We start from the raw sequence: 12,397 nt of genomic DNA, 5'->3' as shown, positions 1-12,397 counted from the left end.
CTATTCTGGTTATTTTTTCATTTTATATAAACACTCGTGCTATCAGGCTTTGGACTGAATTGTTTAAATTTATACATTAGGTTTTTATTAAAAATATATCCTGTTTTACTATTTACTATTTTATGTAATAAAAAAGTAGTATCGTTTAAAATTTCTCCATAATGCTTGAATGTAGGAAACATACTTCCTTCAAATGTTTCCATTTCAATAACAGAAGAATTTATTTGAAAGACACCTATATGATATGCTTTTGCACGTAAATCATTGATAGTATTAGGATTTAATAACAACTCTTTTTCTAAATTTTCTAAGAGTTGTAAAATAGTTTCATTGTCTTGAATATCTCTTGTTGGAATATTATAGCAAACCCCATTTTTATAAAAAATACATATATAAATATATTTTCTTTCATTATCATACTTACTATCAATAGTAATAACATTTGAGTAATAATACCCATCGGTACGTAATTCTTTCCCTAAATAAGGCTTACGCTGTGTTTGCAAATCATCTATACTTGTTTTACAACTAAGTATTGAAATAAAACTAACTAATAATAAAATTTTCTTTACCATAATGTATAAGGATTTGATGAATAATAACTGTAATAAATATTCTGCATTGAACAATTAACACGCAAATAAAAGCATTATCAAGGAGGTAACCAAATAAAAAATCGGAAATAAAATTTCCGATTTTTTTATATTTATTCTTCAATATATTTGACAGATGATTCTGTTTCACTTTTTTGAGTGTCAGCTTTCGTGTTTATAATACAAAAGGCTATTTCACTAGGCTATTCTTCAGTATCATCATATTGGTCATCATCGTAGTACTCTTCATCAGCTTCTTCTTGAACAGCTTTCGATGTTGCTTTCTTACCCTTTCCCGTTGGCTTAGGTTCAGATTCATTGCCTTTGAGGTATTCTCTGATTTTCGCTTCCAACTCCTCTGCCAATTCAGGATTATCTTTCAATAACGCTTTTACGGTATCACGCCCTTGACCTAATTTTGTTCCTTCATAGCTGAACCAAGAACCACTTTTGGTGATGATATTTGCATCTACGCCTATGTCGATGATTTCTCCAATCTTAGAAATTCCCTCTCCGAACATTATGTCAAATTCAGCCGATTTGAACGGAGGAGCAACCTTGTTTTTAACCACTTTCACCTTGGTACGATTTCCGATAATTTCCCCGCTGGAATCCTTAATCGTTCCACCACCCGCTTTACGGATATCCAAACGCACTGAAGCGTAGAATTTCAAAGCATTTCCTCCCGTTGTAGTTTCGGGATTTCCAAAGGTTATGCCTATTTTATCTCGCAACTGGTTGATAAAAATAACGATACAGTTTGCCTTGTTGATACTTCCTGTTATTTTACGTAACGCTTGCGACATTAGTCGTGCGTGAACTCCCATTTTTGAATCGCCCATATCTCCTTCAATTTCACTCTTCGGAGTAAGTGCTGCCACTGAGTCGATTACAATCAAATCAACTGCATTTGAGCGAATCAAAGCATCTGCAATTTCCAATGCTTGCTCTCCGTGGTCAGGTTGCGAAACTAATAAGTTATTGATATCTACTCCCAACTTATGTGCGTAAGAGCGGTCAAAAGCGTGCTCCGCATCGATAAATGCTGCCGTTCCGCCTGCTTTTTGAACCTCAGCAATTGCGTGTAACGTCAAAGTGGTTTTACCTGATGATTCAGGCCCGAAAATTTCAATTACTCGTCCTTTTGGGTAACCGCCTACTCCTAAAGCCATATCCAAACTCACTGAACCTGTGGAGAAGGTTTCTATTTCTTCTACCTTTGCATCGCCCAATTGCATTACCGTACCTTTTCCAAAGGTTTTATCCAACTTTTCTAAGGTCAATTTCAAGGCATTCAATTTTGCCTCTTGTGGGCTTAATTCTTTACTATCTTTTTTAGCCATTTTTCTACTATTTCTTAATCTGATTTATTGGGTTGCTAAGTTAGCATTTATTTTTATAGAACACAAATTTTCAAGCAGAATCCTACAAACAAAAACAGCTGCAAATCTACAGCTGTTTTCGAAATGTAATAATCCAATTGTTTAATCTGCTAATATGGTAGCTCTGTTATTGTTAAATTCCAGAGTACCCCCATTAATGGCAAGCAAAAACTCTTTTTTCTTATCGCCTTTCTCAAAACGAGAAGCCACTTCCTCCCTCGGTTGGATATCTCCGTACAATTTTATGTATCCTTTTGTTAAAACCGATACAATTGCGGCGTGGTTCTCTAACATTTGAAACTCCCCGTTAATTCCCGGAACAGATATAGCCTCTACCTCTCCCTTGTACAGAATCATTTCGGGGGTAACAATTTCTACTTTCATATTTGTTTATTTTTCAAGATTATTGAGCCTCTGCTAACATTTTCTCTCCGGCTGCGATGGCATCTTCAATATTTCCTTTTAGGTTGAAGGCAGCCTCCGGCAAGTGGTCTAACTCTCCGTCAATAATCATATTAAATCCTTTGATGGTATCTTTAATATCTACCAATACTCCAGGAATACCTGTAAATTGCTCTGCTACGTGGAATGGCTGTGACAAGAAACGTTGTACACGTCTTGCTCTAGCAACTGCCAATTTATCTTCTTCAGAAAGCTCTTCCATACCCAAAATAGCGATGATATCTTGCAATTCTTTATAATGTTGCAACAATTTTTTCACACGTTGAGCACACTCATAGTGTTCTTTTCCTAAAATTTCAGGAGTCAAGATACGCGAAGTGGAATCCAACGGGTCAACCGCAGGATAAATACCTAATTCGGCAATTTTACGAGAAAGTACCGTTGTAGCATCAAGGTGGGCAAAAGTAGTTGCAGGAGCAGGGTCAGTCAAGTCATCCGCAGGAACGTAAACCGCTTGTACAGAAGTGATTGAACCTGTTTTTGTTGATGTAATACGCTCTTGCATCGCACCCATTTCGGTAGCCAATGTAGGCTGGTAACCCACAGCCGATGGCATACGCCCTAACAACGCCGATACCTCAGAACCTGCTTGCGTAAAACGGAAGATGTTATCCACGAAGAAAAGTACGTCTTTCCCTTGTCCGTCACCGGCTCCGTCACGGAAATACTCGGCAATGGTAAGCCCCGAAAGCGCCACACGAGCACGAGCTCCGGGAGGTTCGTTCATCTGACCGAAAACAAACGTAGCTTTTGATTCTTTCATCGCTTGTTTGTCCACTTTGCTCAAATCCCAACCACCTTTTTCCATAGAGTGCATAAATTCCTCTCCGTACTTGATGATTCCGGACTCCAACATCTCTCTTAAAAGGTCATTTCCTTCACGAGTACGCTCTCCTACTCCAGCGAATACGGAAAGACCTCCGTGTCCTTTTGCAATATTATTGATAAGTTCCTGAATCAAAACGGTTTTTCCTACACCGGCACCACCGAACAACCCGATTTTTCCTCCTTTGGCATAAGGCTCAATAAGGTCGATTACTTTAATTCCGGTGAAAAGCACTTCGGTTGAAGTAGAAAGTTCTTCAAATTTTGGAGCTTCGCGGTGGATAGGCAATCCGTTTGCACCATCTTTCGGAAGATTTCCTAATCCGTCAATTCCGTCACCAATTACGTTGAATAGGCGTCCGTAAATATCTTTACCAACAGGCATTTGAATAGGATTTCCTGTTGCAATAACTTCAGTGTCACGGCTCAACCCTTCTGTTGAGTCCATCGAAATAGCTCTAACTACATCCTCACCAATGTGCGATTGCACTTCCAACACCAATTTTGAACCATCTGCTTTAATAATTTCCAATGAATCGTAAATTCGAGGAAGCTCGCTTTCGGAAGCAAATACAACATCTACTACCGGCCCGATTACTTGTGATACTTTACCTTTTTGAGACATTACTTATCTGTTATGTTTAATTTTTTGTTTGATTTTTTAAATTTTCCGTAAAACATTGCAACTATGTGCAATTACTACTGTCCGCAAAGATATATTTTTATCGGTAAATCTAAAAATTTTTTAATCTTTTTTATTGATTAAAATCAGTTTTAATTATCTGACAAGAATATAAGATATTTAAAATCAGTAAAATAAACTTCAAAACATTATTTTCATAAAACTCAATTTCAATGCTTTTCATTTTGTTTTTATTCTTTTTCAATTCAACTAAAAATTATATAAATCAATTTTAAATTAAATCACTTATTCTCAATACGAAATGAGGAACAAGAGTTTTTATGTTTTGAATTTCACGATTATATTTTTGAAATAATTGGTTTACTGTATTATCTTTGACCCTGAATTCTTTTTACACAAAACTGATTTTGATTAACTTATGATAGAAAATAAAAACGAACAACGCACGGCTTTGGCTGATTTGGGAGAATTTGGGCTGATTGAACATCTCACAAAAAACTTTGAAATTAAAAATCCTTCCACTTTAAAGGGAGTTGGGGACGATGCTGCTGTGATTGATTTCAAAGAGAAGAAAGCTGTAATTTCCACCGATTTGTTAATCGAAGGAGTTCACTTTGATTTGAGTTACGTTCCGCTGAAGCATTTGGGATACAAATCTGTAATGGTAAATTTGTCAGATATTTATGCAATGAATGCAAAAGCTACACAGATTACGGTTTCCATAGCTGTATCCAATCGTTTTCCGTTGGAAGCCTTGGAGGAACTTTATGAAGGCATTAGGCTTGCGTGTGAAATATACAAAGTGGATTTGGTGGGAGGTGACACCACTTCATCTACACGCGGACTCATCATTTCGGTTACGGCTATCGGCGAAGCCGAAACAAACGAGATTGTGTATCGCAACGGAGCACAAGAAAATGACCTTGTTGTAGTTACGGGTGACTTGGGCGGTGCTTACCTTGGTTTACAAGTTTTGGAACGAGAAAAGGCTGTTTTTCAAGTAAATCCAAACTCTCAGCCTGATTTAGATATGTACTCCTATATCATTGAGCGTCAGCTTAAACCGGAAGCCCGAAAAGATATTCCTCCTTTATTGAAGGAACTGGGAGTTTTGCCAACATCAATGATGGATATTAGTGATGGATTGTCGTCCGAAATTCTGCATATTTGCGAGCAATCCGGAATGGGATGTCGTTTGTTTGAAGATAAAATTCCGCTTGACCCACAAGTAATTAGCACCTGCGAAGAATTTAATCTGGATAGCACAACGATTGCCTTAAGTGGTGGCGAGGATTATGAATTGTTGTTTACCATCTCTCAAAAAGATTACGATAAAATCAAAGGTAACCCTAATCTTTCAGTTATCGGATACATCACAAATAAAGAGCAAGGCAGATACTTGGTTACTCGTTCGGGAGAAGCCGTAGAAATTATCGCCAAAGGCTGGAATGCGTTGAAAAATGAATGATACAAATTGCTCTTAATCTGGCTTATATTTACTTGCGAAAGTTTTTCGTCAAAGGAGATTTGCTTGCGGTAAGTCTCCTTTTGGGAGGTGTTTTTTTCTCTTTGTTTGGTGTTTTTCAGCATTATACAGATTATTACTTTTTGCTATTTCTGTTTCTTTGGGGAACCACATCTCATCACCTGGGAAGAAAAGACATTGAGTTGCTGAAAAATTATACAAATCACAGAAAAATACTTTTTGCGGAATACTGCATTGAAAATATCTTGGTTTTATTTGTTTTCTTGTTAAAAAAAGATTTTGTAAATCTCCTAATCTATTTGGTTTGCATTACTATTATTACATTTTTACCGCAAAAAACAAGCAAAACGAAGTATCCTTTCCTGATTTTCGACCCTCAATGGCATATTTCATTCCGAAAGTACAGATTAATATTATCTTTCCCCTTATGTTTAGCCTTAATTTGCATCGGATATACCTACGAAAACGAAAATTTAGGGATTTTCTCATTAATTTTAGCCGCTTTTGTATGTACATTACCTTATTTTGAACGTGAATTGAGCGTTCATATTTCTATTTCAACTTATTTAGGAAAAGATTACTTATGGGAAAGTTTGAAAGTCGGTTTCTTAAACTTCCTGATGTTTTTTACTCCTATCTTTCTGACTTTTTTAATCGTATTTCAAGAATTTGCATACTTTTGGGTTTTTCCAATATTTTTCACGCTTCCTTTAGTGGGAATTTTAACCAAATACGCTTTTTTTGAAAGCACAATAATGCAAAATTTAGTATTTTTTGCTGTAATGAGCGGAATTCTATACGGAGTTCCTTTGGCAGCTATTCCTTTACTTTATTATAAGTCTGTACAATCTCTCAAAAAAATACAATATGCTAACTATCAACATTAATGATAAAAAATATAGTTCAAAAGTTATCTTGCAAAATATCGAACTACAAATTCCCAAAAACGGACTTTATGGATTTGTCGGAAAAAACGGCTCAGGAAAGACAACTCTTTTTAAATGCGTCAGTCACTTAACTGATTTTCAGGGTGAAATTCTGTATAAAAACAAAAAACTATTACCGCAACAAATTGCTTTTCTCCCCACAGAACCCTTTCTTTATGAGCATCTTACCGTAGGGGAATTTTACAATTTTTTTCGTAAACTCGCTCAAATCAACCACGCTCAAAAACCCATTTTTGATGTAAATAAAAATCTACTGATAAAAGAATTATCAACAGGAATGCGAAAAAAGGTCTATTTCAATGCCGTTTTCCAAAAAAAATATGACATCTACATTTTTGACGAACCTTTCAACGGATTGGACTTAGAATCAGTATTTTCCATTAAAAAACTTTTAACAACGCTATCCGAAAATCACATTGTTTTCATCTCTTCTCATATTTTAGAAACTTTGAAAGATTGCCACAAAATCTTCCTTTTACAAAATAATTCCTTAACAATTTTTGAAAATTACCAATTAGATGAGCTAACTTCTTTTTTATCAAAAGATTCTATTTAATTCTGAAAAAAATCTAAATCAGCAAAAGAGCTTAATCCACGCCTGATTTGCAACCCCCTGTATGCTTTCGATAAATTTATGTAATTTTGTACTCGAAATTTTGATTTTTCATCTGTTAAAATGGAACTCTCCGCTATTGACATAACGCTGCAAACTTTGCCCGATTCGCCCGGAATTTATCAATTTTATGATAAAAACGACACCATTTTGTATGTAGGAAAGGCAAGAAATCTCAAAAAAAGAGTCTCTTCCTACTTTCAAAAGCAACACGAATCGGGAAAAACACGCGTTTTGGTCAAAAAAATAGCCCGAATTGAGCATATTGTGGTGGCTACCGAAAGCGACGCACTGCTTTTGGAAAATAATCTCATCAAAAAATACCAGCCTCGATACAATATTCTGCTAAAAGACGATAAAAGTTATCCGTGGATATGCGTCAAAAAAGAACGTTTCCCACGAATTTTTCAAACCCGACGCGTGATTAAAGACGGTTCGCTTTACTTTGGTCCGTACACCAACATAAAAACCGTCCGAACCCTGCTGGAACTCATCAAAGAACTTTATCCTCTGCGAAATTGCTCGTATGATTTATCCGTTCAGAATATTGAAAATCAAAAATTTAAAGTCTGTTTAGAATATCACATCAAAAATTGTAAAGGAGCCTGCGAAGGGTTACAAACAGAAACCGATTACAACCAAAACATTGCCGAAATCATTGAAATTCTGAAAGGAAATTTTAAAGATGTTTTAAAACGATTTCGGGAAGAAATGACCATTTTGGCAGGCGAACTTCGTTTTGAAGAAGCACAACAAATCAAGGAAAAAATCGATATTTTAGAAAATTATCAGGCAAAATCAACGATTGTGAGCTCAAAAATCAACAATGTTGATGTATTTTCGATAGTTTCAGACGAAGAATTTGGCTACGTGAACTTTTTGCAAGTGGCTTACGGAGCAATTGTTCGGGCTCATACCATCGAAATCAAGAAAAAATTGGAAGAAACCGACCGAGAGCTCCTTGAATTAGCCATTGTGGATATTCGGGAACGATTTTTTTCCAATTCTAAAGAAATTATCGTGCCTTTTGAGGTAACTTTATCCGAAAATTTGCATTTAACTATTCCGAAATTGGGCGAAAAACATCAATTATTGGAACTTTCACTGCGAAATGCAAAACTTTTCCGACAAGAACGCTTCAAACAAGTGAAAATCACTGACCCTGAACGACATACCAATCGGATTTTATCGCAAATACAACGGGATTTGCACCTGTCTGTTCCGCCAATTCACATTGAATGCTTTGATAACTCTAACATTCAGGGAACCAATCCGGTAGCAGCTTGTGTAGTTTTCAAAAATGCCAAACCAAGCAAAAAGGATTATCGTCATTTTAACATTAAAACGGTAGAAGGTCCGAATGATTTTGCTTCAATGGAAGAAGTAGTTTATCGGCGTTACAAACGTCTGTTGGAAGAGGAACAATCTCTGCCTCAACTCGTTATCATCGACGGCGGAAAAGGGCAACTTTCATCGGCATTAAAGGCTTTGGATGATTTGAATCTGCGAGGCAAAATAGCCATCATCGGGATTGCTAAACGCTTGGAAGAAATTTATTTCCCGGGAGATAGCATTCCGCTGTATTTAGACAAAAAATCAGAAACCTTAAAAGTTATACAACAGCTTCGTAATGAAGCACATCGCTTCGGGATTACCTTCCACAGACAAAAGCGAAGCAAATCGGCAATTACTTCCGAATTAGACAATATTGAAGGCATCGGCGAGAAAACCAAAGAAGCCTTGCTAAAACACTTCAAATCGGTAAAACGTATCCGCCAGGCAAGCCTTGAAGAGCTTGAAAGCATTGCAGGACACCGTGGAAAAAAGGTTTTTACTTATTTCCATTCCAAATTATTGTAATATTTTTCAAACAAAAAATATTTTTATGTTATATTTAATCATAAAAATATATAAAATTATTGAAACGTATTTCAAAATATTGATTATAATAAAAAATACCGTACCTTTGCAGAATTGTCTTAGAAAATTTTGAATAAAAAACTAATCAAAAGAATTTACTGTTGAAATTCCATTGAGTTGCGGCTATTTGTTACATTAAAATCACTTTTTATTGCTTTTTTTACATTTATTTTCTACTACAAAACAAGTCAGAGAACCTGAAACAGTGACTCTAAATTTGTAATCAGGATTACCAACAATAATTAATAACAAAAACAAGATTTCAATGAGAGAAAAAGTTTTAACGTTGTTTGTGTTTTTGATGGGAGTTTTCTCTTACTCATTGTTAGCACAAACTTCATCAGTAAAGGGAGTTGTTACTGATTCAGAAGGGGTTCCCCTTCCCGGAGTAAGCGTTGTTATTAAAAACAGCAATCGCGGAATTTCTACAGATTTTGACGGAAATTTTGAAATACGTGCTGAGCAAGGAGATATTCTTGTTTTCAGTTCTTTGGGATTCTCAACGCAGGAAAAAGTTGTAGGGAAGGACAAATCCAAAACAATGAAGATAATCCTGATGGAAGAGGCACAAGCCATTGAAGAGGTGGTTGTTGTAGCGTACGGTACTGCTAAGAAACAATCTTTGGTTGGTGCACAATCAACCGTGTCAGCAAAGCAGTTAGAAATGCGACCAATCACAAACCTTACCAGTGCGTTGAGTGGCGTAGCTCCTGGTGTTCAAGTAACTACTTCAAGTGGACAACCTGGAACATCGAGCACGATACGAATCCGTGGATTTGGCTCTGTAAATGCTGGGAATGACCCTATTTACGTGGTAGATGGTTCAATTTACAATGGTCTCATTTCAAACATTGCAGCCCAAGATATTGAGAGTATTTCAATCTTAAAAGATGCTGCCTCTACTGCTTTGTATGGTTCCAGTGCAGGAAATGGTGTTGTGCTTATCACAACAAAAGCCGGGTCAAGAGCTCAGAAAAATACCCCTATGGTCACATATACCAGCAATATTGGATTTTCCCGCAGAGGACAGGAAGATTATGAGAAAGTGGGTGCTATGGACTATTATACAATACGTTGGCAGCAGTTCTTTAATGACAATAAGTACTCAAAAAATCATTCTGATATACAAGCTGCCGGACAAGCTTCATATGACTTGTTAAACGCTTTCAAATATCAACCATATGCGGGAATCGAATCTTACTATGAGTTTGATAAAGCCACCAATATGTGGTCACTTACTAAAAACCCTACAATAGGAAATGATGTAACTCCGGCTATGATTCTTCCTGATGGGTCATTGAATCCGGAAATTACTGGTCTTTTATGGGCAGATGACTTGGATTGGGAAGGAAAACTATACAGAACAGGTATTCGGAATGAACATACTTTGAATGTCAGCTATAACACAGACAAGTTAAAAAGTTACATTTCGGCAGGATACATTAACGAAGAAGGATATCGTATCAAGACAAACTACAAAAGAATGTCCGGAAGAGCCAATTTGAACTATGACGTAAACAAATGGCTTAGCTTAGGTACTAATATATCTTATAGCAAAACCAACGATAATGCACCAAGAACCACGGGTTCAAATAGTTCTAATACATTTAGCTTTATCCGAAGTATAGCTCCAATCTATCCAATACACAGACACAATGAGGATGGAAGCTACTATCTGGATAAAAAAGGAAATAGAGTTTTTGACTATGGACAAGGAAGACCTTTTAGAGGAAATTACAACCCCATACTTGAATCAGATTTAGACCTATACTCATCAGATGACGACGCCCTAACTACACGTTCGTTTGTTGAGATTAAACTTCTACCTGAATTAAAACTTCGTGCAAACTATTCATACGATATGTTGCGTTACACGACAAAAGAAAAATACAACAACGTATTAGGAGCACAACCAGAAGGAGTACTGGGCATCAACAATTACAAAAGAGGAACAACCACATTCACTCAATTGTTAGATTACGATAAAGTATTCAAAGATATTCATCATATACACGTTCTTCTTGGTCACGAGAGCTATGAGTATGATTATTACACACTTGGAGCAAGTAAAAAGGGAGCTGGTTTTATAGGAATTGATGAATTAGGAAATTACTCAGAAGTACAATCAGCCTCTTCCAGAACAGATGAATACAACAAGGAAGGATATTTTGGTAGAATTAACTACAATTACAGTGATCGTTATAATGTCTCTGCTTCTTATCGTCGTGATGGAACTTCACGTTTTCACAAAAACCAACGTTGGGGGAATTTCTGGTCAATAGGAGCAGGATGGCATCTAAAAAATGAGAAATTCTTAAAAGATGTAAATTGGCTAAATAATTTAAAACTTCGTGTTTCAACAGGAGAAACAGGAAACGATGCTTTAAGCTCATACTATGCATCTCAAACAACTTATTCTTTAGTAAAAAATAATACATTATTAGGACTAAGAATTGGAACTTATGCTGATCCTAGTTTGGTATGGGAAAAACAACGTAATTCTGACATAGCATTAGAATTCGGTGTCTTCAATAGACTTAGGGGAACTATTGAGTTTTTCAATAAAGAATCCGATGACCTTATTTTTAGCGTACCTCTACCCGCTTCTACTGGTATAGGTGATGTTGATAAAAATATAGGAAAAGTAAGAAATTACGGATTAGAAATGGAATTTACTTACGATATTATCAATAATGCAGAAGTAAAATGGAATGTAAACTTCAATGGAACAATCCTTAAGAATAAAATTGTAAGTCTTCCTGATCACAATAAGAAAGATGGAATAGAATTTAGCTATCATAAATATTTGGAAGGAACTAGCATATATGATTATTATCTACCTGAATGGATTGGCGTAAATACAAACGAAGGATTTGCTATGTATCGCCTTGATGCAGAAAAATATCCTAAATTGGCTGACCCTTCAAACCCTAATTTTAAAGGAGTAGAGAAAGATGGCGAAATGGCTGGATATACATATGATGCAAACTATGCCAAAAAACATTTTGCAGGAAGCTCTATCCCTGATTTGTACGGAGGATTCGGAACCAATGTATCCTGGAAAGGATTCAATCTCAATGTGCAAATGGCTTATCAGTTAGGAGGTAAGGCCTATGATGGAGGGTACGCTGGACTAATGGGACGTGATTTGAATGGAGGATTAGCGGCACACAAAGATATGTACAGAGCTTGGCGTAAACCAGGGGATATCACTGATGTTCCAAGAGTAGATGCCGGAACAAGAGGGCAATACGATAGCTCTCGTTCTGATAGATTCTTAATATCTAAAACAGCTTTGATGCTTAAAAATGTGTCTTTAAGTTACACTCTTCCTAGTGATGTAGTAAAAATGCTAAATGTTAACAACGTTCAAGTAGGGATTTCGGGGGAAAACCTATTCTTATGGTCAAAAAGAAAAGGTTTAAACCCAATGAGTAATTATAGTGGAGTTGTGAGCACAACAGGCTATAGTTACGCTAAAATAATAACTTGTAATTTTTCAGTTTCTTTCTAATCAATTAAAAAT

The 12,397-nt window shown here is 36.1% G+C and carries 9 protein-coding genes; 5 read left to right on the top strand and 4 right to left on the bottom strand.

Translation table 11 applies throughout. The features are described from left to right. Positions 1–17: 17 nt before the first annotated feature. From CGC58_RS07055 to atpD, 4 genes are all read right to left on the bottom strand, one after another. Positions 18–575, bottom strand: a complete 558-nt coding sequence (locus CGC58_RS07055; RefSeq protein ID WP_095896083.1) for a hypothetical protein — start codon at positions 573–575, stop codon at positions 18–20. A 221-nt stretch (positions 576–796) separates the two neighbouring features. Then, on the bottom strand, positions 797–1,936 hold the full coding sequence (recA, locus tag CGC58_RS07045; protein WP_095896081.1) for a recombinase RecA: 1,140 nt from the start codon (positions 1,934–1,936) through the stop codon (positions 797–799). Positions 1,937–2,077: 141 nt separating this feature from the next. Then, entirely contained in the window at positions 2,078–2,359 is a 282-nt protein-coding gene (locus CGC58_RS07040; RefSeq protein ID WP_095896080.1) for a hypothetical protein, read from the bottom strand. Between the two features lie 19 nt (positions 2,360–2,378). Beyond that, complete coding sequence (gene atpD, locus CGC58_RS07035; protein WP_095896079.1) at positions 2,379–3,887, bottom strand: F0F1 ATP synthase subunit beta; 1,509 nt, start codon at positions 3,885–3,887, stop codon at positions 2,379–2,381. A 436-nt stretch (positions 3,888–4,323) separates the two neighbouring features. On the opposite strand from atpD, the gene thiL reads away from it, so the two are divergent. The 5 genes from thiL (at position 4,324) to CGC58_RS07010 (ending at position 12,385) form a co-directional block, all read left to right on the top strand. Then, positions 4,324–5,373: a thiamine-phosphate kinase gene (gene thiL, locus CGC58_RS07030; RefSeq protein WP_095896078.1), complete on the top strand. Its 1,050-nt coding sequence runs from the start codon at positions 4,324–4,326 to the stop codon at positions 5,371–5,373. Further along, positions 5,370–6,278 (top strand): ABC transporter permease, encoded by a 909-nt coding sequence (locus CGC58_RS07025; RefSeq protein WP_095896077.1) that lies wholly within the window; start codon positions 5,370–5,372, stop codon positions 6,276–6,278. The genes thiL and CGC58_RS07025 overlap by 4 nt, the downstream gene beginning before the upstream one ends. After that, the gene (locus CGC58_RS07020; protein ID WP_095896076.1) at positions 6,259–6,894 is read left to right on the top strand and encodes an ATP-binding cassette domain-containing protein; all 636 of its coding nucleotides are present in this window, start codon (positions 6,259–6,261) and stop codon (positions 6,892–6,894) included. The genes CGC58_RS07025 and CGC58_RS07020 overlap by 20 nt, the downstream gene beginning before the upstream one ends. Before the next feature lie 120 nt (positions 6,895–7,014). Further along, the gene (gene uvrC / locus CGC58_RS07015; RefSeq protein ID WP_095896075.1) at positions 7,015–8,811 is read left to right on the top strand and encodes an excinuclease ABC subunit UvrC; all 1,797 of its coding nucleotides are present in this window, start codon (positions 7,015–7,017) and stop codon (positions 8,809–8,811) included. Positions 8,812–9,136: 325 nt separating this feature from the next. Beyond that, positions 9,137–12,385: a SusC/RagA family TonB-linked outer membrane protein gene (locus CGC58_RS07010; RefSeq protein ID WP_198540711.1), complete on the top strand. Its 3,249-nt coding sequence runs from the start codon at positions 9,137–9,139 to the stop codon at positions 12,383–12,385. The last annotated feature ends 12 nt before the right edge of the window (positions 12,386–12,397 follow it).

The sequence above is a fragment of the Capnocytophaga stomatis genome (genome assembly GCF_002302635.1).
In the GTDB taxonomy this organism is placed as follows: Bacteria; Bacteroidota; Bacteroidia; order Flavobacteriales; family Flavobacteriaceae; genus Capnocytophaga; species Capnocytophaga stomatis.
The sequence above is the reverse complement of the archived record's forward strand: the minus strand, read 5'-3'. Positions and strand labels throughout refer to the sequence as shown.